Source organism: Azospirillum oryzae, assembly GCF_008364795.1.
GTDB classification, from domain to species: Bacteria; Pseudomonadota; Alphaproteobacteria; order Azospirillales; family Azospirillaceae; genus Azospirillum; species Azospirillum oryzae.
Genome location: NZ_VTTM01000014.1, coordinates 96,061 through 118,980 on the forward strand (window position 1 = coordinate 96,061; position 22,920 = coordinate 118,980).

Below are 22,920 nucleotides of genomic sequence, written 5' to 3' on the forward strand. Positions count from 1 at the left end.
CGCGCGCCCTTTCCGCTCGGTGCCGGCGTCAGCCTTCCTGCGACAGCAGGGCCACCGGCAGATCGGCGAACAGCGTCGCCGCCATCACCGCGTCACCGCCTTCCACCTCCCTCCCGGTCAGCCGGTTGCGCCAGCGGGTGCCGCGCGGCAGCGGGATCGCGGTGTTTCCCCAGTCCGGGCTTTCGCCCAACTGCCCGACCAGCCGCGGCACCGCCACCAGCACCGTAGCGTCGCCATTGCGGCGGGCATAGGCCACCACATGGTCGGCGCGCTCGCCGGTCGCCTCCAGCGGCAGATACTCGCCGGCACTGAAGACCTCCGGCATCTCGGCCCGCACCGCCAGGGCCTGCCGAGTCACCGCCAGCTTCACCGCGCCGTCCGTCCAGCGTTCCAGCAGACCGGGCACGGCGCCGCGCTCCACCGACTCCTCGACCTCGTCCAGCAACTTGCGGCGGGCATCGTAATCCACCGGCAACCGGTTGTCGGGATCGACGAGGCTGAGATTCCACAACTCGCAGCCCTGATAGATGTCGGGCACGCCGGGGCTGGTCAACTTCAGCAGGGTCTGGGATAGCCCGTTGACCATACCGATGCGTGCCAGCACCGCTTGGAAGGGCAGGAAGGCCTCAAGGAAGGCGTTGCGGCGGGTCACGTCCAGCGCATCGTGGATGAAGCTGACGACCGCCCCCTCATAGGCCTCGTTCGGCGCCGCCCAGGTCGAATGGACCTTGGCCTCGCGCATCGACTTGGTCATGGCGCCGACGATGCGCTCGGCGAAGGCGGTCATCGCCGACTGTTCGATCTGCTCGACCGAGGCGCCGGTCAGCTCGGCCGGCCAGGCGCCGAGCAGCAACTGGTAGAACAGGTACTCGTCATTTCGGTCGGGTGGGGCGGTGCCCTCCACGTCGCCGCGACGGGCGCGCAGCAGGCGGCTCCAGGTCTGCACCTGCCGCTCCCATTCCTCCGGCATCTCTGACAGGGTGTAGAGGCGGGCGCGGGTGTCCTCGCCACGCTTGGTGTCGTGGGTGGTGCTGGCCAGCATGTTGCTGGGCCAGTTGCGGGCGCGGTCCTGATTGGCGCGGTGGAAGGCGGAGACGCTGACGCCGAAATGGTCGGGATGGCCGCCGACCTCGTTGAGCGCCACCAGCCGGTTGTAGCGGTAGAAGGCGGTGTCCTCCAGACCCTTCGCCATCACCGGCCCGCTGTACTGCTGGAACCGCATGGCGAAGCGGGTGACCTGCTGATGGCTGTAGCCGCTCTTGGGAGCCGCCACCAGATCGGAGGTCAGCAGCCGCTGCAGGAAATCATAGACCGAGCCGTCCGGACCCTGCTCCACCCGCCGTGCCTGGGAGATCGCCCAGTCGATGTCGCGGCGGTCGAGGTCACTCGGCACGCCGCCGTCGACATAGGTGCGATAGACGGGGAAGCGGGCGATGGTCTCCTTAAGCGCCTGATGCAGGATGTTGGCGGTGAAGTCGGCGGTTGCGGGGTTGGAGCGGGCGATGCGCGAGGCCTTGCGCGACAGCACGTTCAGCTCGCTCGCCATCTCGCTTTCCATGATGCGGATCTTACTCTGGCGCACCACCTCATCGAAATCGTCGCGCCGGCCAATGAAGTCGGCATAGAGGCGGGTGAAGGCCTCCTCCGCCTTGGGGTCGACGAACAGGCCGCCCATCAGGTTGGCATATTCGTAACCGGTGGTGCCGTCGATCGGCCAGTCCTCGCGCAGCCGCTCGTGCCGGGCGAGGATCTTCTCCACCACCAGATAGAAAGGCTTTGCGGAGGCCGCGACCAGCCGCTCGCAATAGCCCTTGGGGTCGATCAGCCCGTCGATATGGTCGATGCGGATGCCGTCGAGCGTGCCGTCCGCCACCATCCCCAGCACCATGCGGTGGGCGACGTCGAACAACTCCGGCTCGTCCATGCGCAGGCCGGCCAGTTCGTTGATGTTGAAGAAGCGGCGATAATTGATGTCGTCGGCCGCCACCTTGAAATAGGCGACACGCCAGTTCTGGCCGGCGATCAGCTCATGCAAATGGCCCCAGGTATCGATCTCCCCCTGATATCCACGGAAGACCGCAAGCCGCTGGTTGATCGCGTCGGCCATGTCGGGCCGGGTCGCCACCAGTCCCGCCAGTTCCGCCTTCAGGTCGGAGGCGCGGCGAAGCTGGTGGGGCCGGGCATCCATCAGATGGGTGAAGGCGTCGGCGATCCGCTCCAGTTCGGGGTGGTCGCTGCCCAGGATGATGCCGTAATCCTGCGGCCGTATCGGTAGCTTGTGGCTGTCATAGGCCCAGACGGCGAAACTGCCGGTCTCCGGATCGAAGCGAAGCTCCAACCCGCCCGACACCAGCACCGCGCCATACTGGTCGCCCAGGAACGGCACAAGGACCTTGCCCTGGAGATAGCGATAGTCGGATTCCCATTCGATGTCGAAATACCCGGCATACGGGCTGTCCGGTCCCCACTCCAGGACATTCAACCACCATTCGTTGTCGCTGCCGCCGACACCCATGTGGTTGGGGACGAAGTCCAGAATCTGGCCCAAATTGTTGCGCTTCAGCGCCTCCACCAGATCGCGGAAGTCGTTCTGGTCGCCAACCTCCGGGTTCAGCTCGTTGTGATTGACGATGTCGTAACCGTGGGTGCTGCCCGGCCGCGCCTTCATGTAGGGGGAGGCGTAGAGATGGCTGACGCCCAGACGGGCGATGTAATCGGCGATGGCGGCGGTGCGGTCGAAGCCGAACTCGCCATTCAGTTGGACCCGGTACGTCGCACGAGGGATTGGCTTGCCGGCGGCGGGGGCCATGGATGTGTGCTCCTCGGAATAGGGAAGGGCGTTTTTTAAATTAGTGGCGGGCGGGGGGAGAGGACGGTCGGGCCGCGGCCAGGATGTCGGCGACCGCCGCCGGTTCCGGCGCATCGGCCAGTTCCTCCAGCGTCATCGACAGCTTGCGGCGCCAGTTCGGGTATTGGTCGGTGGTGCCGGGCAAATTGACCTGATCGCGTTCACGGGTCAGGTCGTCCAACTGCGCCACCGCCAGCGCCGCGTTGGTGCGGGCGAGGAAGGCATGCACCGCATGGTCGAGCGCCTCGTCATAGGGGCTGTCCGGCCCGAACCCGGCGGGCAGGGCGATACCGGCGGCGCGCAGGGCATCGACCAGGGCGTTGCGGTCGGCGGAGCGGCGGCCCTGCTGCTTCTCCGCCTCGTCCTCCGCCGGATAGAGGCCCTTCCCGGCCTTCAGCACGATATCGTCGCCCTCCCACCAGCCGCGCAGCGTGGCGAGGTCGTGGCTGCCGACGGTGGCGAGCGCCAGTTCCGGATACTCGTCCGGCCCCTTGAAGGCGCCATCCTCCGTCCATTCGAAGAAGACGACGCGGTAGCTCAGCACCCCGGCCTCGGTCATCCGCTCGCGGAAGCCCTCCGGCACCGTGCCCAGATCCTCGCCCACCACCAGACAGCGGTGCCGCTGGCTTTCCAGCGCCAGGATGCCCAGCAGATCCTCCATCGGATAGGCGACATAGGCGCCTTCACCCGGCGGGTGGCCGTCCGGGATCCAGTAGACATGCTGCAATGCCATGGCATGGTCGATGCGCAGCGCACCGGCATGGCGCATGTTGGCGCGGACCAGATCGATGAAGGGCTGATAGCCTGCCGCCCGCAACGCCTGCGGATGGAAGGGCGGCAGTCCCCAATCCTGGCCGGCCGGGTTGAACAGGTCGGGCGGGGCGCCGACATGGGCGGCGTCCACCACCGTCTGCGGCGTCATCCAGGTCTCCGCCCCGCTGGCATCGGCCCCGACGGCAAGGTCGCGGTAGAAACCGATGGTCATGCCGAGTTCGGTCGCCCGCTCCGCCGCCGCCCGCAGTTGGTCGTCGGCCAGCCACTGCAGCCAGGCATAGTAGGCGACGCGGTCGGAATGCTCCTTGGCGAAATGCTCGACCTTCGGTGCGGTGGCGTCGTGGTAGTCCGCCGGCCATCGGTGCCAGTCGGCCTTGCCCTCGGCGGCGAAGCGTTCGCGCAGCGCCTGGAAGGTGGCGAACCGCTCCAGCCCGATGCCGCTATCGATCCGGAAGGCGTCGAAGGCGGCGCGCCGCTCCGGCTTGGCCGAAGTCTGGAACTCGGCGAAGAGCTTTTCCAGGACCGGCAGCTTCAGCTTGGCGACTGCGGTATAATCGACGTGGGAGGTGGACCGCGCCGCCTCCAGCGCCTGCCGGAACTCCGGCGAAGCCACGTGGCGGCGCATGTCGGCATCGTCCAGGAACTCCGGCACCGCGGTGACGTCGATGTAGAGCGGGTTCAGGAACAGCCGGCTGGCCGGGGAGTAGGGGCTGGCATGTTCGGGATTGTCGAGGAACAGGGCGTGCAGCGGGTTCAGACCGATCACCGCCGCACCGCGCGCCGCCGCGATGTCGGTCAGCGTCCGCAAATCGCCGAAATCGCCGATGCCCCAGTCATGGTCGCTGCGAAGGGTGTAGAGCTGCGCCGACAGGCCCCACAGCTTCTCTCCCATCAGCATCGGCGTCGGCAGATGGCAGCGGGCGGGCGCCAGGATCAGGCGGGTTTCCGCCACGCCATGCTCCGTTTCCACCCGCAGCGTGTGGTAGCCGGCCTTGTCCAGTTTGCCCAGCGGCAGTCGCCGCTCCGCATAGGTCACGTCGCCGGCGGTGATGCAGCGGCAGCGCGGCAGGCTGCCGAAGCCGACGACGCCGCTCTGCGTCTTCCCGCTTTCCAGCGTCAGGGTATAGCGCAGTGTCCGGGTGCCGTGGGGCAGGGTGACCGGCACGGTTACCGCCGCCCCGGCGCGGCGGACCACCGCCGGGGGCAGGGCGCGGCCATACTCCTCTTCGTCCAGCCGGTCGAGATGGGCGAGCGCGGCGGCCTCGTCGCCCGCCTCCACCCCCATCGCCGACAGCAGGGCGCGAATGGTCTCCTCGCCGGCCGTCACCGTCTCGCCGGCGGCATTGTCGAAGGAGCGTTCCACCCCCATGCGGTCGGCCAGCCGGTCGAGCGCCGAGGCCTCCTCCAGCCACAGCACCACCGACCATGGGCCGAGCGTATCGCCCGTCAGCCCGTCGCCTTCGGTCCACAGAATGCGGCCCGATGCGTCGGGGAAGCCGGCGACCGGCGTGTCGGCGAGGTTGGCGAAGGCATGGAGGCGGCTGCCGTCGCCCAGCTTCCAGCAGACCGCCAGCCCGGTGCGCCCGACCGTCCTATGGTTCGACGCGCCGCCGGGAACCCCATCCAACCGGGGCACGATCTCCGCCCGGCGCACTGCCAGCGCCCGCCGATACCAGTCGAGCCAGCCGGCATGCTCCGCCCGTCCGCGGGCATCCCAGTCCAGCTTCGCCGACTCCGCGGTCTCCGGCGCGGTGGGGTCGGGGATGCGGGCGCGGGCGTCGGGATTCTGGAATTCGGGGAATTTGGCGAACTCCTCCGCCCGGCCCTTGCGCACCGCCTCCGCCAGTTCCTCGCCGAAGTCGCAGAAGAAGGGGAAGGGCTTGGCCGACGCCCATTCCTCGCCCATGAACAGCATGGGGATGCCCGGACTCAGCAGATAGAGGATGGTGGCGGCGCGCACTGCCTCGGCCTTGGCGATGTGGGTGATGCGCTCGCCGAAAGCCCGGTTGCCGATCTGGTCGTGGTTCTGGATGAAGGTGACGAAGGCGGTCGGCGGCAGATGGGCCGAAGGTTCCCCGCGCAGTTCGCCGTCGCGATAGGCCGACGGGTCGCCTTGGAAGGCGAAGCCCTCCGCCAGCGCGCGGCCCCATTTGGCCGGATCGTGGGCGTAGTCGGCGTAATAGCCGCTATCCTCACCGGTCGCCGCGCTGTGCAGGCAGTGGTGCAGATCGTCGTTCCACTGTGCGGTGTGCCAGCGCGGATCGCCCTCGCGGTGGCGGGCCAGGAAACGCGCCTGGTTGGCGTCGTTCTCCAGCACCAGATGGACATGGCGCTGGTTCTGGAAATGGCTGTGCACTCGCTCCGCCAGTTCCTCCAGCATATGGCGGTCGCCGTCGTCGATAATGGCGTGGACCGCGTCCAGACGCAGGCCGTCGAGGTGGTATTCCTCCAGCCAGTACAGCGCATTGTGCACGAAGAAGTCGCGCACCGGCCCACTGCGCTCGCCGTCGACGTTGATCGCCGCGCCCCAGGGGGTCTTGTGGCGGTCGGTGAAGAAGCTGTCGGCGAAGGCGTGGAGGTAATTACCCTCCGGTCCGAAATGGTTGTAGACGACGTCGAGGAAGACCATCAGCCCACGGGCATGCGCCTCCTGCACCAGCGTCTTCAGATCCTCCGGCCGGCCATAGGCGCTGTCCGGCGCGAAGGGCAGCACGCCGTCATAGCCCCAGTTGCGCGAGCCCGGGAAGTCGGCCACCGGCATCAGCTCGATCGCGGTGATACCCAGTTCAACCAGATCGTCCAGCCGCTCGATGGCGGACAGGAAGGTGCCTTCATCCGTGAAGGTGCCGACATGCAGCTCGTACAGCACCGTCTCGTGCCAGGGACGGCCGGTCCAGGCGGCATCGGTCCAGACATGCACGCCGGGGTCGATCACCTCGGAGGAGCCATGCACGTCGTCCGGCTGGAAGCGGGAGGCCGGATCCGGAATTGCCAGCCCGTCCGGCAGGACGAAGCGGTAACGGCTGCCCGCCTGCGCCCGCGCGGTGGTCAGGCCGAACCAGCCGTCATGCTGACCCTCCATCGCCAGCGGCGGCCCGCCATCTTCCAGCGACAGCAGGACCGACGCCGTCGTCGGCGCCCACAGGGAGAAGCGGACGGACCCGTCGGCCTGCACCTCCGCCCCGAAGGGCATGGAATGGCTGCGGCGGCGCTCGTCCACCGGGGGGATGCGGTCGCGGTCGCGGCTGGCGATCTCCGGCCCGGCATCGGCACGGATGATCGTGGTGACGCCGACCAACGGAATCCCCACCCACCCCGGCCGGTTGGCAAGCTCGTATCCGACCTCGTACAGCGCCTTTTCCAGCAGGAACAGCTTCAGCAGCTGGGAGGCCGCCTGCGGATCGCGCGGGAAGCCGGGACAGTCGCCGATGGCCGTGCGGTAGCCTTCGAGGAAGGCGGCCGACGACGCCCCCTCCCACCAGGACAGCCAGGCGGAGCGGGCATCGCGCGACGGCCCGTCGAGATCGGCCGGAATCGCGTCGCGCGCCATGGCGGCGGCATAGGCGATGGAGCGCAGCATGCCGGCGACGTCGCGCAGGATGCAGTGCTTGGCCCGCCGTTCGGCAAGCGGGCGCATCGGCTCGCCTTCGAAATCGACGATCTGCACGTCACCGCGCGACACCAGGACCTGCCCCAGATGATAGTCGCCGTGCAGCCGCATGGCGCTGAGGTCGGCAATTGCAGGGATCAGCGCGTCGATCTGCGCCATCACAGCCGGCTCGCTCGCCGCCAGGGCGGCGGCCTGTGCGGCAATCGCCGGGTCCAGGGTCGGCCCGGCGGCGCGCAGACGCTCCAGCACGCGCTTGGCCAGGGTGCGCACGCCGCCCGCCCACTCCTTCAGCCGCTCCGCCGTCGCCGGCTCCGGTGTGAAGGCGTCGCCGCCGCCGGGGGTGGCGAGCGCCCGGTGAAGCTCCGCCGTCCGCTGCCCCAGCAGGCGCAGGAAGGCGACGCTGTCGGCATCGGCGTTCTGCGCCGCATCGCTGTCTTCGAAGCGGGTGACGCGCTCGTTCAGATATCCGGTGACATGGCCCCAGGCGTCCTTCGCCTCCGGCACCAGTTCCTGCATCACGCACAGCGTGGTGGAGCCGGAGCTGTTGGACCGCTCGACCCAGCCCAGCAGGGCCGGCGTGTTGGGGAACTGCGCCACCTCGGTCAGGAAGCGGCTGACCTCCAGCTCGGGGTGCATGCCGGGTTCCAGCTTGCGCAGTCCTTTCAGGATGGCAGCATCGCCGATGCGGATGGAGGTATTCGACTGTTCCGCGGTCATCCGATGCAGCGGGGCGTCGGTGTGCAACCGTTCCGCCAGTGCCTCGCAGGCACGGGTGTGGCCGGCGGTCAGGCCGGCGGACAGCACCGTATCGCCGGGTTCGGGATCATGCTTTAGAATGGCGCCCAGCAGCGCACGGACCACGCCGTCATCGGCATAGCCATCGCGCAGGCGCCCCGGAACCGGCAGGTCCTTCGAGCCTGCGATCACCGACGCATCCTCGCCGGTGTCGCGGTCGAGGATCAGGGGAAGCTGGTAGAGCTGCGGTTCCCGTCCCGGCGGCTCCACCCGCAGCAGGCAGAGCTGCGCCTGCGATCCGCCGGCGAGCGGCAGCGGCAGGGCGTCGACGATGCGCACGACCGGCCGTCCGGCGTCCTTCGCCGCGTACCAGCGGCGGGTCAGCAGATGGTCCGGCAGCAGGTCGTTCTGGAGGCGGGACAGGATTCCGCTTTCCAGCGGGTTGGCCAAAACATTCGGCTGGGCATGTGGCTGCGGCGCGGTGGGCACGAGGGCTCCTCCCCTGTTGAGCGCTGGGTGGCACGTCGCTCAAACAGCACGGCGGGGAGAAATTCCCGCACCCGCGAAGCCGCTTCCACGAACGACCGCGCCCTTCTCCCGAAAGAGTGGTCAGACGGTCCGCGGGTGGTGCGGCAGATGGGCGAGGCGGCCGATCCGCTCCGCCACTTGCAGAGCCTCGACCACATCGTCCAGCCGACCGTCGCGCATCAGATTGTGCGCGTGCGTATTCAGCGCGGCGACGACGGCCCGTTCATCGGACACCCCGCGGGCCGGCTTCCCGTCGGGATCGAGCACGGTGGCGCCCAGCGCCGCCATGGCCTCCGCGGTCAGGTTCACGGCCTCGGACAGGGCCTCTTCGTCGTCTTCCGCTGCGGTCAGGATCGGTTCCAGAAGCTCCGCAAGGAGACGGGGGGTCATGGTGCTAATCCTCGGTGACATTCTAAGGCCGTCCCCTTCGACGTCGGTGCTGTGTGGTCTCCAGTACAACAGCCGAAACGAAGGAAAGGTCCGCCCGGCCGAGCTGCCCGAAAGCCGGTTTCCCGAAACATGGAATGCGCTGCCGGACACCTGAAGCGACATGGGAACCGCGCGTGCCGCAGGCAAGCGGAACCGGACGTCAACTGGACGAATGGGGGAAGAGGGGAAGGGGGGAGCCGCCGAAAGAATCGCCTAGTCGATGAAATCCTCCCGGCTCAGCCCATAGCGCTTCAGCTTGTCGTAGAAGGTCTTGCGCGGGATGTTCAGCGCCTCGATTGCGGCCTTCACGCTGCCGCGGTGGCGGGCGAGTTCGGACTGGATCAGTCCCTTTTCGAACAGGTCCACCTGCTCGGCCAGCGACAGCGCCGATGGTGCCGACACGGGCGCCGGGGCCACATCCTCCAACCCAAGCACGAAACGGTCGGCGGCATTGCGCAGTTCGCGGACGTTGCCGGGCCAGTCCTGGCTCATCAGCCGCTGCATCTGCTCACGGCTCGGGACGCGCGGCTCGCGGTTGTAGCGGGCGGCGGCCTGGGCGACGAAATGCTGGAACAGCAGCGGGATGTCGTCCCGGCGTTCACGCAGCGGCGGGATAGTCAGCACCACCACATTCAGCCGGTAATAGAGGTCGGCACGGAATTTCCCCTCATCCGCCGCCTGCCGCAGATCCGCCTTGGTGGCGGCGACCACCCGCAGATCGACCGGCACCTGCTCGTTCGATCCAAGCGGTTCGACCACCCGCTCCTGGATCACCCGCAGCAGCTTGACCTGCAAGGCCAGCGGCATGCTTTCGATCTCGTCCAGGAACAGGGTGCCACCGCCGGCATGCTCGATCCGGCCGATGCGGCGCTTGGCGGCACCGGTGAAGGCGCCGGCTTCATGCCCGAACAGTTCGCTCTCGAAGATCGTCTCCGGCATGGCGCCGCAGTTCAGCGCGACGAAGGGGTTCTTGCGCCGGCGACTGGCGGCGTGCAGCGCACGGGCGACCATCTCCTTGCCGGTGCCGGTCTCGCCGAACACCAGAACGTCGGCGTCGGTGTCGGCGACAGCGGCGATGGTGGCGCGCAGCCGCTCGATGCCCGGCGTGCGGCCGACGATGGTCCCCGCCGGATCGGTTCCGCCTGCGATCTGCGCCCGCAGCCTGCGGTTCTCCAGCACCAGCCGCCGCTTCTCCACCGCGCGCCGGGCGATCTCGGTCAGCCGGTCGGACGGAAAGGGCTTCTCCAGGAAGTCGTAGGCGCCGTTGCGCATCGCCTCAACCGCCATCGGCACATCGCCGTGGCCGGTGATCAGGATGACCGGCAGGTCGGGATCGATCTCCTGCACCCGTGCCAGCAGGGCCAGCCCGTCCATCTGCGGCATGCGCACGTCGGTGACGAGGCAGCCCGGCCAATCGCGGCCGAGATGGCGCAAGGCCCGCTCCGCCCCGTCGCAGGCCGTCACCTCGAACCCCGCCAGTTCCAGCGCTTGCTGCCCGGCCAGCCGTACCGCGCGCTCGTCATCGACGAACAGCACGGCGCCGGCGGCCTCGGGAATGGTTTGACTCATGTGCCTTGCTCCGTGGTGGTGAGCCGCAGGGTGAAGACGGCGCCTTGGCCCGGTTTCCCGTTGCGGTTGGCGGCGGCCAGGCTGCCGCCGAAATCCTCGACGATGCCGTGGCTGATCGACAGCCCCAGCCCCAGCCCCTCGCCGGCTTCCTTGGTGGTGAAGAAGGGGACGAACAGCCGGGGCAGATCGGCCTCGGCGATGCCGCCGCCGGTGTCGGCGACGCTCAGCAGCGCCTCACCCTCCGCTGCGACCAGCCCGATGCGCAAGCGGCGCACCGGACAGCCGCGCATGGCGTCCGCCGCATTGCCGATCAGGTTGACCAGCACCTGCTGCAGCCGCACATCCTCCGCCATCACCCGGACCGGCTGGTCGGGCAGATCAACCTCCACCGTGATGTCCTCGCGCCGCAGCTTGGATTCCAGCAGGGCCAATGCCTGGGTCACCGCGCCCTGGACCGACACCGGCCCCAGCGTGCCGGAAGCCCGGCGGGCGAAGCCCTTCAACTGGCGGGTGATCGCGGCCATGCGGTCGGTCAGTTCGGCGATTTCCGCCAGATTGCCGCGCACCGCGTCCATCCGCCCACGTTCCAGCAGCACCACGGCGTTGTCGGCGAAGCTGCGCATGGCAGCCAGCGGCTGGTTGATCTCATGCGCGATGCCCGCCGACATCTGGCCCAGCGCCGCCAGCTTGGCCGCCTGCGTCAGTTCGTTCTCCGCCGCGCGCAGGTCGGCGGTTGCGGCGGCGACCCGGCGTTCCAATTCCGCCCGCGATTCCTCCTGCAGCGCGATCCTCTCGACCAGAGCCACCCGGCGCAGCGCCACGGCATAGGCGGTGAGTGCCGCCATCGCCACCGCCGCCGCCGCCAGCAGCCCGGCGACCCAGGCTCGGGCGGTCACCGGATCGAGACTGGTCAGGCTGTGCAAAGTCCAATCGCCGCCGGGCATGGCGACGGAAGTCAGCAGATAGCGGCGCTGCCCGTCCTTCTCCTCCAGCGCGATGCGGTCGGACGCCCCGCCGAAGGCCCAGGGCAGCACGTCCAGCCCCTCGCTGGTGCCCTCCGGCACGATGGGCAGGCTGATCGGCAGGCGGCGGGGCAGGGCGTGATAGCGCCAGGACGGCATGTTGGTGATGAACACCACCCCGTCGCGGTCGGTCACCAGCAGCTTTTCCTGCCCCGGTGTCCAGCCCCGCTCCAGCCGGTCGAACCCCAGCTTCAGCACCACCGCCCCCACTGTGCGGTTTTCCGCCATCACCCGGTTCGCCGTGTAATAGCCCGGTATCAGCGACGTGGTGCCCAGCGCGAAATGGTGCCCCTCCCCCTGGTCCATCGCCATGCGGAAATAGGGGCGGTAGGAAAAATTCTCGCCCACGAAGCTGGCGGCACTGTGCCAGTTGCTGGCCGCCAGCGTCGTTCCCTTGGCGTCCATCACGTAAAGCGCCAGCGCATCCAACGCCTGGGCGATGCCCTGCAGCTTGCGGTTCAGCCGGTCGACCGCAGCCGGCGTCGGGTTGACCAGCAGGGCGCGCACCTCCTCATCCTGCGCCAGCGCCAGGGGAACGGCGGCATGACGCTCCAGCTCCGCCCGCAGATTGGCGTTGTAAAGCGCCAATTGCGCCCGCGCGCTGTCCTTCAGATCATCCAGCGCCAGGGACGATGCCCAGCCCGCCGCCAGCGCCGCCGCCGCCGGGACGCCCAGCAGCAACGCCACCATCAGCAGCCGGCGCGGCCGTTCCAGCGCCCGGGCGACCAGCTGCGCCGCCGGTGAGAAGGTCACGGCGGGGGAGGGAAGGGCGGTCGAATCTGTCGCCGGGTCGGTCGGATTGCTAAGCAACGTCTTCCCCGATCATGCTGCGCCGCAACATTGATGCCGCAGCGCTGTGAAGTGTGCGGATTTTCGCACATCGCCGGACCCCATGTCGTGCGGATTCTCGCCCTCGGCCATTCGACAAATGCTTGATGTTGCTGGATTCAGCAATTGGCCCAGCGCTTGCTTTCACAGGCAATCAGTTGGGGGCCGCCCGCCCAGCCGGTGCAAATGCCGGACGAAAGAACGGGCACCCCGCCAGGAACGCCGTTCTGAGGAACGCCACGAGGAGAGCAAAATGAGCGCAGACGCGACCACCGGCCGCCCGGGTGCGGTGAAGAAGCCCTTCTACACCAACCTGACCTTTCAGGTTCTGACCGCCATCAGCATCGGCATCCTGCTGGGCCACTTCTACCCGGCCATCGCCGTGCAGATGAAACCGCTGGGTGACCTGTTCATCAAGATGGTCAAGATGGTGATCGGCCCGATCGTCTTCCTGACGGTGGTGACCGGCATCTCCTCGATCGGCAACCTGAAGAAGGTCGGCAAGGTCGGCGGCAAGGCCCTGCTGTATTTCGAGGTGGTGACGACCTTCGCGCTCGGCATCGGGCTGCTGATCGTCAACCTCGTCCGCCCCGGCGCCGGCATGAACATCCAGCCGGGTCAGCTGAAGGCCGACGCGGTGCAGAAATACGCCACCACCGCCCACGAGCACGGCTTCATCGACTTCGTCGTCGGCATCGTGCCCGACAACGTGGTCGGCGCCTTCGTCCAGGGCGACATGCTGCAGATCCTGTTCTTCGCCGTGGTGTTCGGCGTCGCCCTGTCCGCCATGGGCCAGAAGGGCAAGCTGGTCGAGGATATCTTCGACAAGATCGGCCATGCCCTGTTCGGCGTGATCGGCATCCTGATGCGCGTCGCCCCGGTCGGTGCCTTCGGCGCCATGTCCTTCACCATCGGCAAGTACGGCATCTCGTCGCTGACCGCGCTGGGCCAGCTGATGGCGTCGGTCTACATCACCATGGCGATCTTCATCTTCGTCGTGCTGGGCGGCATCGCCAAGGCCTATGGCTTCAGCATCTGGAACTTCATCCGCTACATCCGCCAGGAACTGCTGATCGTGCTCGGCACCTCCTCCTCGGAGTCCGTGCTGCCGCGCATGATGGAGAAGATGCAGAAATTCGGCTGCTCCAAGCATGTCGTCGGTCTGGTGATCCCGACCGGCTATTCCTTCAACCTGGACGGCACCTCGATCTACCTGTCGATGGCGGCGATCTTCATCGCCCAGGCCTTCAACGTCGACCTGACGATCTGGCAGCAGCTCTACATCCTCGTCATCCTGATGCTGACCTCCAAGGGTGCGGCGGCGGTCACCGGCGGCGGCTTCGTGACGCTGGCCGCCACCCTGTCGGCCACCGGCGTCCTGCCGATCGAAGGTCTGGCCCTGCTGCTGGGCGTCGACCGCTTCATGTCTGAGGCCCGCGCGCTGACCAACCTGATCGGCAACGGTGTCGCCACCGTCGTCGTCGCCAAGATGGAAGGCGAGTTCGACGAGAGCAAGGCGGTCGCCGAGTACCAGCAGCACTTCAAGGAGCCGGCGCTGGCCCGGATCTGACCATCTGCCGCAAACGCGCGGCACACATGCGGGCGCCGGATTTGGAAATTCCAAAGATGATCCATCCGGCCCCCATGAGGATCCTGTAAGGTAAGGGGGACGCTTCGATTTGTTTCGAATCGTCCCCCTTCCGTTTCGCGGGGCGGTTGGCGCAACAGTCCGAATGGGCTATAACCGCCAATCAGGTGAAGTGAACGCAAAGAATTAACTGAAATCTCGTTAACCGGAGGAAGAGACCCGATGTCCGGCGATTTTGAGGCGATGGCGCTTGAGTATCACCGCAACCCGCGGCCCGGTAAGCTGGCAGTAGTCGCGACCAAGCCCATGGCCAATCAGCGCGATCTGGCGCTGGCATATTCGCCGGGCGTTGCCCATGCCTGCACCGCCATCGCCGAGGATCCGTCGAAGGCGGCGGAGCTGACGGCGCGGGCCAATCTGGTGGCGGTCGTCACCAACGGCACCGCCGTGCTGGGCTTGGGCAACATCGGACCGATGGCCGCCAAGCCGGTGATGGAAGGCAAGGCCGTCCTCTTCAAGAAGTTCGCCGGCATCGACTGCTTCGACATCGAGCTGAACGAACTGGATGTCGATGGTCTGGTCGACACCATCGTCCGGCTGGAGCCGACCTTCGGCGCCATCAACCTGGAAGACATCGCCGCCCCCGCCTGTTTCGAGATCGAGCGCCGCTGCCGCGAGCGCATGAAGATCCCGGTGTTCCACGATGACCAGCACGGCACCGCCATCGTGGTGGGTGCCGCCGTGCTGAACGGTCTGGCGTTGGTCGGCAAGGACATCTCCAAGGTCAAGGTGGTCTCCACCGGTGGTGGCGCCGCCGGCATCGCCTGCCTCGACCTGATGCTTTCGCTGGGTGTCCGCCGCGAGAATGTCTGGCTGGTCGACCGCATCGGCGTGGTCCACAAGGGCCGCAACGAGGAGATGAACGAGTACAAGGAGGCCTACGCGCACGATACCGAGGCGCGCGCGCTGTCCGACGTCATCGACGGCGCCGACATCTTCCTCGGCCTGTCCGGCGCCAAGGTCCTGAAGCCGGAGCTGCTAGCCCGCATGGCCGACAAGCCGCTGATCCTGGCGCTCGCCAACCCGGAGCCGGAGATCATGCCGGATCTGGCCCGCGAAGCCCGTCCGGACGCCATCATCGCCACCGGCCGCTCCGATTTCCCCAATCAGGTCAACAACGTCCTGTGCTTCCCCTTCATCTTCCGCGGTGCGCTGGACGTCGGCGCCACCACGGTGAACGAGGAGATGAAGATCGCGGCGACCCACGCCATGGCCAACCTCGCCCGTGCCGAACCGTCGGACGTGGTGGCGGCGGCGTATGTCGGTGAATCGCTGCGCTTCGGCCCGGACTACATCCTGCCCAAGCCCTTCGACCCCCGCCTGATCGTCGAGGTGTCGTCGGCCGTCGCCAAGGCGGCCATGGACAGCGGCGTCGCCACCCGGCCGATCGCCGACTTCCGCGCCTATCAGGACCAGCTGAACCAGTACGTCATCCGCTCCGGCCTGTTCATGAAGCCGGTCATCACCAAGGCCAAGACCGCACCCAAGCGCGTCGTCTATGCCGAGGGCGAGGACCCGCGCGTGATCCGCTGCGCCCAGGTGGTGGTCGACGACGGCATCGCGCATCCGGTGCTGATCGGCCGCCGCGAGGTGATCGAGCGGGTGATCGGCGAGATGGGTCTGCGCCTGAAGATCGGCCAGGACGTGGAGGTCATCGAGATCATCCGCGATCCGCGCTATCACAACTTCACCGAACATTACCGCAAGCTGATGGGCCGCCGCGGCGTGTCGCCCAGCCATGCCGCCAACGTGGTGCGCACCCAGCCCACCGTCTTCGGCGCCCTGATGGTCCGCCGTGGCGAGGCCGACGCGCTGGTCTGCGGAACCACCGGCCGCTTCAACGAGCATTGGGCGCACATCTGCGGCCTGATCGGCCTGCGTGACGGCGTGAAGGTCGCCGCGACGATGAACGCGCTGATCTCGCAGAAGGGTGTCCACTTCATCACCGACACCTACGTCAACCCCGACCCGACCGCCGAGCAGGTGGCCGAGATCGCCCGGCTGGCGGCGGACGAGGTGATGCGCTTCGGCATCGAGCCGAAGGTGGCCCTGCTGTCCCACTCCAACTTCGGCAGCGCCGATACGCCGTCGGCCCGCAAGATGCGCGCGGCCGTGGAACTGGCCTGGAAGCAGATGCCGGATGTCGAGATCGACGGCGAGATGCATGCCGACGCCGCCCTCGCCCCCGCCATCCGCAAGGAGCTGCTGCCCGACAGTCCGCTGAAGGGCGAAGCCAACCTACTGGTGATGCCGACGCTGGACGCCGCAAACATCGCCTTCAACATGATGAAGATCCTGGGCGAGGCGCAGAATGTCGGCCCGATCCTGCTGGGCGTCCAGCGGCCGGTCCACATCGTCACCCCGTCGGTCACCACCCGCGGTCTGGTCAACATGACCGCGGTCGCCGTCGTCGACGCCCAACTGGCCGAGCCGGTCAACGCCGCCCCGACCCCGCCGGCGGGCGTGGCGTAAGGTCGGGTATTCCCTCAACCGCACAGGCACTTACTCCCTCCCCTGCGTAGCTCTCGCACAAAGCTTCGCTTTGTGCTGACGCGGCAGGCGGACCGCAGGTCCGCTGAGAGCGGGGGAGGGTCGGGGTGGGGGCACGGGTCTCCACCCCTTCCACCGCCCCCAATTCGTGCTATCCCTTACCCGTAGCCAACAGGAACGGCACGGGGCATGAGCAACCAGCGCAATTCCGGCCAGCGCAATTCCGGCAACTCCGCAACCGCCGCCGCGGCGCTGGTGGGGCAGGCCGTGCCTCTGCACCAAGCCGGCCGCCTGCCTGAGGCCGAAGCTCTCTATCGCCAAGCAATCGCCGTTCAGCCGCGCCAGCCGGACGCCCTTCACCTGCTCGGCATGATCGCTTGCCAGACCGGCCGTCTCAAAGAGGCCGCCGACCTGATCGGGCAGGCGGTGGCGGCCAAGCGCGACGTTCCCGACTACCACGCCAATCTTGCCTACGCCCTCCAGGCGCTCGGCCGCTCCGCCGAGGCGGAGCGCGCGGCGCGCAATGCCCTGCGCCTGCGCCGTCCGTTCCCGGAGGCCGCCAACACCCTGGGCAACGCCCTCAATGCGCAAGGCAAGGCCGCCGAGGCCGCCGAGGCCTATCGTGCCGCCCTGCGCGCCCGTCCCGACTATGCGGAGGCGGAAGGCAACCTGGGTGCCGTGCTCCGCAGCCTCGGCCACTCGGCAGAGGCTGAACCACTGCTGCGCCACGCGCTCGCCGCCAATCCCTCCCTGACGGAAGCGCGCGCCGCCCTGGGCCTCGCCTTGCTCGACCTGGGGCAAGACGACGAAGGGGAGACGACGTTGCGTGCCGTGCTGGCACGCCGGCCAGACCATGCGGCGGCGGCCCTGGCATTGGCCGGATCGCGGCAACGCCGCTGCGGGGACGCGGAGCCGGCCTACCGCCGCTACCTGATGTTGGAGCCGGCGGATGCCGAGGGCTGGAACGCCTACGGCCTCGCCCTGCAAGCTGCCGACCGCATCGGACCGGCCGCCGATGCCTTCGCCCGCGCCGCACGGCTCGACCCGCAAATGACGGAGGCGATGACCAATCTCGGCACGATACGCCGTCTGCAGGGACAGGCCGTGGCCTCCGCCGAGTTGCAACGCCGCGCACTCGACCTGCGCCCCGGCTATGCCGCCGCCCATACCAATCTGGCGCTCGCCCTTCAGGATCTGGGCGACGATGCCGGCGCGGAGCGGGAGTTCACCAACGCCCTGGACGCCGATCCGGCGCAGGCCCTCGCCCGCTTCAACCGTGCCATCCTGCGTCTGCGCCAGGGCCGGTTGGCCGAGGGGTGGGAGGATTACACCGTCCGCTTCGAGTCCGGCCGCCTGTGGCCGAGACGTCCCTTCAACATCCCGGAATGGGAGGGGGACGAGCTTGCCGGACGACGCCTGCTGCTGTGGGCCGAACAGGGGTTGGGCGACGAGTTCATGTTCGGCTCCCTTCTGCCGGAAGCCCTGTCGCGTTTCCCCGACGCCATCGTCGAATGCGAACTGCGGCTGGTCTCGCTGTTTCAGCGCTCCTTTCCCAGCACCACGGTGCGCGCGCCGACGCGGCGGCCGACCGATGCCGACTGCCATCTCCCCTTCGGCTCGCTGCCGCCCCTGCTGTGGCAGACCGCACCGGTTCCAACCCCACCCGCCGGCTGGCTGAAACCGCATCCGGAGCGGGTGGCGGCATGGCGGTCGCGGCTGGACGCGCTCGGCCCCGGCCTGACGGTCGGCATTGCCTGGACCAGCCGGCGCATCACCACTGAACGGCGCCATTCCTATACGGAGTTGGAGGATTGGACTTCCCTGCTGCGCCTGCCCGGCATTCAGGCGGTCAGTCTGCAATATGATGGACGCGAGGAAGAGATCGCCGCTGTCGAGGAACGCTTGGGCCTGCGTATCCACCGCTGGCCCGACCTCGACCAGATCGCTGATCTGGAGGGCACCGCGGCCCTGATGGCGAACCTGGATCTGGCGATCACCGTCGCGTCCTCCGCCGGAGAAATGGCGGCAGCGCTGGGCGTGCCGGTCTGGCGTCTCGGCCGGCGCGACTGGACTCAACTCGGCACATCGGTGCGTCCCTGGTTCCCCACCATGCGCTGCATCCATCCCGATGGATCGGTGGGCGTTGGTGGCGCCATTCCAAAGGCAACACAGATGCTTACCAGACTTTCGGCAGGTGATCTGTGAGCGTTTCCGACTGGTTCGCCGAGGCACTTCGCCATCATCAGGCCGGCGCTCTGGACGCCGCCGAACCCCTGTACCGACGTGTCTTGGATGCCGAACCGCGTCACGCCGACGCCCTGCATCTGCTGGGCGTGCTGAACCACCAACGGAACAACAACTCCCAGGCCATTGATCTGATTGATAGAGCCGTCGAGCTTGCACCAGATGTAGCGGACTACCGCGCCAACCAGGGCATCGTTCTGCAGCGACTAGGCCGCCTGAAGGACGCCGAAGCGGCGCAGCGCCACGCGCTGGAGTGCGATCCCACCCATGTCGGCGCCCATTTCAATCTGGGGCTGGTGCTTGCCGCGCTCGACCGCTTGGCGGAAGCCGCCGCCCATTATGCCGAGGCTGCCCGGCTGTCTCCCGATTTGGCCGATGCCCATCTGAACCTCGGCGCCGCCCTGCAGGGGACCGGCCGGGCGGAAGAAGCATTGGCGGCTCACGCCCGCGCGGCGGACCTGCTGCCCGGCGACCCGCGGCCCTGGACCAACCGGGCCGTCAGCCTTCAGCAACTCGGCCGCAAGAGCGAGGCCGCCGACGCCTTGCATAGGGCGGCGACGCTGGGCGGCGGCATCGCCGACCCCACGGCGCTGTCCGCACTCGCCGCTGCGCTCCACTCCGCCGGGCGAATGGAGGACGCGGCGGAGCGCTACGCCGACGCTTTGCGCCTCAATCCGCGCGATGCGTTTTCCCTCAATGGGTTGGGTCTCTGTCTTAAGGCCCTTGGTCAATTGGATGATGCCGCCGCCTGCTTCGATGCGGCTACCGCCATCCAGCCCGACCATGCCGATGCGCTGGACAATCTCGGCAGCATCCGCAACGCCCAGGGCCGCCACGCCGAGGCCGAGACCCTGCACCGGGACGCGATCCGCCACCGGCCCGACTTCGCCGGCGCCTGGAACAATCTCGGCAATGCCCGTCATGCCGCCGGCCGCACGTCCGACGCCTGGAGGGCTTGGCATGTGGCGATGACTCTCGATCCCACCTTGCCGGAGACCCACACCAACCTTGGCAACGCCCTGCGCGGCGCCGAGCGTTTCGCCGAGGCCGGTAAGTCGCAACGTCGCGCCATCCGACTTGCACCGCTGGAGGCCCCCGCCCGCAACAATCTGGGCCATTTGCGCCAGGGCCGCCACGACCATGGCGGCGCCGCCGACTGCTACCGCAGCGCACTGGCGCTGGAGCCCGCCTATGGCGAGGCCTGGAGCAACCTGGGACTGGCCCGCCAGCGGTTGGGCGACGGCACGGGGGCGGAGCGCTGCTATGACCGGGCGCTGACGCTGCGGCCCGACCTGTCGCTGTCGCACTTCAACAAGGGTCTGCTGCGGCTGGAGGCCGGCGATCTCGATCATGGCTGGCCCGGTTACGCCTGGCGCTTCGGATCGGGGCAGGTCGGGCAGGGGCGTCAGCCGCGTGCCCAGGCGTGGCGCGGGGAGGACCTGACCGGCCGCCGCCTGATGATCTGGGGCGAACAGGGCGTGGGCGACACCATCCTGTTCTCCGCTCTCTGCCCGGAACTGGCCGGACGCGCCGTTTCCACCATCCTGGAGGTCGACCGTCGGCTGGTGCCGCTGTTCGCCCGCTCCTTCCCGACCCTGCGGGTGCGGGCGGACGCGCTGGACGCACAGGGGCGGGAGGCGATGGCGATCCCCGACTATGACCGCCATGTGCCGATGGGCTCCTTGCCCCGCGTCCTGCGCCGCAGGCTGGCCGATTTTCCGCCGCGCTCCTCCTGGCTGGTGCCCGACGCCGGTCTGGTGGAACGCTGGCGCGAACGTCTGGCGGCGCTCGGCCGGGACTTGCGCATCGGCATCGGCTGGCGCAGCCAGATGATGACGGCGGAGCGAAGCGTCGCCTATCTGCCGCTGGACGCCTGGGCACCGCTGTTCGCACTGCCCGGCGTCCAATGGGTGGTGCTGCAATATGGCGAGGTGGAGGAGGAGGTCCGGCAGGCCGAGCAGCGCTTCTGCATCCAACTGCATCGCTGGGACGACCTCGACCGCAAGGACGATTTCGATGGCGTCGCCGCCCTGATCGCCGGGTTGGACCTCGTCATTTCGCCGGCCATGTCGGTCGGCGAACTGGCCGGCGCGCTCGGTACCCCGGTCTGGCGCTTCGGCACCCGCGACTGGACCCAGCTGGGGGCCGGGGTCCGCCCCTGGTATCCGTCGATGCGCCTCTTCCAGCCCCGCCCCGGCGAACCACTGTCGGCGACGATGGCCGATATGGCCTGTGCGCTGAAGTCACTCCGGCCGGCTGCCGAGAATCCCACCACCTCCCGATTATCGACGGCGTCACGCTATGCCACCCCCTCACCCAGCCCTCTCCCCGGGGGGGAGAGGGTATCCGCGGAGGGGGAGAGGTTGGCGGCGCAAGCGGTCGCTCTGCATCGGCAAGGTCGGCTGCCCGACGCTGAAGCCCTCCACCGCAAGGCCGTGGCAGCGTCTCCTACTCACCCGGCCGCCTGGACCAATGGCGGGCTCACGCTGCTCCGGCTTGGCCGCGTCGAAGCGGCCATCCAATGGCAGCGACGCGCGGTGTCGCTAAATCCGACATTCCCCGAAGCCTTGAGCAATCTCGGCGTGGCACTCCAGGCCGGCGGGTTCCCGGCAGAGGCCGCGACACTGCATCGCCGGGTCGTCCGGCTGCGTCCGTTGCTGGCCGAGGGCTGGGGCAACCTCGCGGCCGCTCTGCTCGCCGCCCGGCGCTTTGCCGAGGCGGAGACTGCCTGCATCCGTGCGGCAGTCCTGGCCCCAAGCCTTGCCGGCATGCTGATCACGGCCGGCGGGGCGTCGAAGGGACAGGGGCGTTTCGCCGAGGCTGTTCGCCAGTGCCGCCGTGCATTGCGCATCGCCCCGGCTTCGGCCAAGGGCTGGTCGAACCTGGGCATGGCCCTGGCCGGACTGGGTCTCTGGAACGACGCCCTGCACGCCCACAGGCGCGCGACTGCGCTTGCTCCCGACCTGCCGGAGGTGCTGGTCAACCATGGCCACGGGCTGCTGATGCGAGGAGAGCGTCGGCCCGCCCGCGACTGGACCGAACGTTGCCTGCGGCTGACGCCGGGCAGGGCCGACGCTCGGATGAACCGCGCCCTGCTGCGCTTGGCCGCGGGCGACCTGACCGGCGGCTGGGACGACTACGCCCACCGCTTCGCCACCGGCGATGCTGCACCCCGCCGCTTCACCATCCCGGAATGGCGGGGCGAGCCGCTGGCCGGCCGCCGCATCCTGGTTTGGGGGGAACAGGGGCTGGGCGACGAGATCATGTTCGGCACGGCGCTGCCCGACCTGCTCCGCCGATCCGGCCGGCTGATCGTCGAATGCGACCCGCGCCTGACCGGCCTTTTCGCCCGCGCCCTGCCGGGGGCGGAGGTGCGGGCGCCCATGGCGGACCCGCGCGACGCCGACTGCCATGCGCCCATGGGCAACATCGCCGCACGGCTGCGGCCTGCCCTGCGGCATTTTCCCTCGACCGCTCCGCTCTTCACCGCCGATCCACGGCTGGCGGCGGAATGGCGCAGCCGGTTGGAGGCCCTCGCCCCCGGCTTGCGGGTCGGCATCTGCTGGCGAAGCAGCCGCATGACGGCCGACCGGGCCGGCACATACAGCCGGATCGACCAGTGGGGACCGGTCCTGGCCGTGCCGGGCGTGACCTTCGTCAGCCTGCAATATGACGGGCACGAGGCGGAGCGCGAGGACGCCCTGCATTGCTTCGGCACGGTGCTGCATCACTGGCCCGATCTGGACCAGCGCCGGGATCTGGAGGGGGTGGCGGCGCTCATATCCGGCCTCGACCTCGTGATCTCCGCCCCCACGGCGGTGGGAGAACTGGCAGCCGCCCTCGGGATCCCGGTCTGGCGGATCGCGGGGGCCGGCGACTGGTCGGCCCTGGGGACGGCGGTGCGGCCCTGGTTCCCATCCATGGCGCTGACCGGCCATGCCGGTGACCACGGCGTGACCCTGGGGGCGGTCGCGCAACGCCTGCAGCGTCTCGCCGACGTGCTCCCATGACCATCGGAGGAGGGAGGCCCACGCAATTCCGCATTGCGATTCCGGAGCGCCCCCTTTATCGACTATGGCCGCCGGGCACCGCGCAGGGTGGATGACCCGGCGCCCGCGCCGTCGTAAGCTGCTTCCTGCCGGACGGCGACAGATGGGTTCAGGACAAGGTTTCGGGGTGGGATTCAAGGGAAAGG

Annotated in this window: 9 protein-coding genes; 4 read left to right on the forward strand and 5 right to left on the reverse strand. The window is 68.5% G+C overall.

The features are described from left to right. Positions 1–28: 28 nt before the first annotated feature. From treY to FZ938_RS26660, 5 genes are all read right to left on the reverse strand, one after another. The gene (gene treY, locus FZ938_RS26640) at positions 29–2,809 is read right to left on the reverse strand and encodes a malto-oligosyltrehalose synthase (RefSeq protein WP_149201300.1); all 2,781 of its coding nucleotides are present in this window, start codon (positions 2,807–2,809) and stop codon (positions 29–31) included. A gap of 40 nt (positions 2,810–2,849) precedes the next feature. Next, complete coding sequence (gene treZ, locus FZ938_RS26645) at positions 2,850–8,456, reverse strand: malto-oligosyltrehalose trehalohydrolase (protein ID WP_149201301.1); 5,607 nt, start codon at positions 8,454–8,456, stop codon at positions 2,850–2,852. A 120-nt stretch (positions 8,457–8,576) separates the two neighbouring features. Then, positions 8,577–8,885 (reverse strand): hypothetical protein, encoded by a 309-nt coding sequence (locus FZ938_RS26650; protein WP_085083633.1) that lies wholly within the window; start codon positions 8,883–8,885, stop codon positions 8,577–8,579. Positions 8,886–9,137: 252 nt separating this feature from the next. Further along, positions 9,138–10,493: a sigma-54-dependent transcriptional regulator gene (locus FZ938_RS26655; RefSeq protein ID WP_149201302.1), complete on the reverse strand. Its 1,356-nt coding sequence runs from the start codon at positions 10,491–10,493 to the stop codon at positions 9,138–9,140. Beyond that, positions 10,490–12,325, reverse strand: coding sequence for an ATP-binding protein (locus FZ938_RS26660; protein ID WP_246458088.1), 1,836 nt, complete (start codon positions 12,323–12,325; stop codon positions 10,490–10,492). Before FZ938_RS26660 ends, FZ938_RS26655 begins: the two co-directional genes overlap by 4 nt. Before the next feature lie 271 nt (positions 12,326–12,596). Here FZ938_RS26660 and FZ938_RS26665 point away from each other — a divergent pair, with 271 nt between their 5' ends. The 4 genes from FZ938_RS26665 (at position 12,597) to FZ938_RS26680 (ending at position 22,735) form a co-directional block, all read left to right on the forward strand. Beyond that, positions 12,597–13,913, forward strand: coding sequence for a dicarboxylate/amino acid:cation symporter (locus tag FZ938_RS26665; RefSeq protein ID WP_149201303.1), 1,317 nt, complete (start codon positions 12,597–12,599; stop codon positions 13,911–13,913). A 240-nt stretch (positions 13,914–14,153) separates the two neighbouring features. Continuing rightward, on the forward strand, positions 14,154–16,463 hold the full coding sequence (locus FZ938_RS26670; RefSeq protein ID WP_149201304.1) for an NADP-dependent malic enzyme: 2,310 nt from the start codon (positions 14,154–14,156) through the stop codon (positions 16,461–16,463). A gap of 207 nt (positions 16,464–16,670) precedes the next feature. Beyond that, positions 16,671–18,686, forward strand: a complete 2,016-nt coding sequence (locus FZ938_RS26675) for a tetratricopeptide repeat protein (protein WP_149201305.1) — start codon at positions 16,671–16,673, stop codon at positions 18,684–18,686. Next, entirely contained in the window at positions 18,683–22,735 is a 4,053-nt protein-coding gene (locus FZ938_RS26680; protein WP_149201306.1) for a tetratricopeptide repeat protein, read from the forward strand. Before FZ938_RS26675 ends, FZ938_RS26680 begins: the two co-directional genes overlap by 4 nt. Positions 22,736–22,920: the final 185 nt, after the last annotated feature.

Bases quoted from the DNA above. Each gene is read 5' to 3' on its own strand.
- FZ938_RS26650 (WP_085083633.1), bottom strand. From the start codon at position 8,885: ATGACCCCCCGTCTCCTTGCGGAGCTTCTGGAACCGATCCTGACCGCA.
- FZ938_RS26670 (WP_149201304.1), top strand. From the start codon at position 14,154: ATGTCCGGCGATTTTGAGGCGATGGCGCTTGAGTATCACCGCAACCCG.
- FZ938_RS26675 (WP_149201305.1), top strand. From the start codon at position 16,671: ATGAGCAACCAGCGCAATTCCGGCCAGCGCAATTCCGGCAACTCCGCA.
- treY (WP_149201300.1), bottom strand. From the start codon at position 2,809: ATGGCCCCCGCCGCCGGCAAGCCAATCCCTCGTGCGACGTACCGGGTC.
- FZ938_RS26665 (WP_149201303.1), top strand. From the start codon at position 12,597: ATGAGCGCAGACGCGACCACCGGCCGCCCGGGTGCGGTGAAGAAGCCC.
- FZ938_RS26655 (WP_149201302.1), bottom strand. From the start codon at position 10,493: ATGAGTCAAACCATTCCCGAGGCCGCCGGCGCCGTGCTGTTCGTCGAT.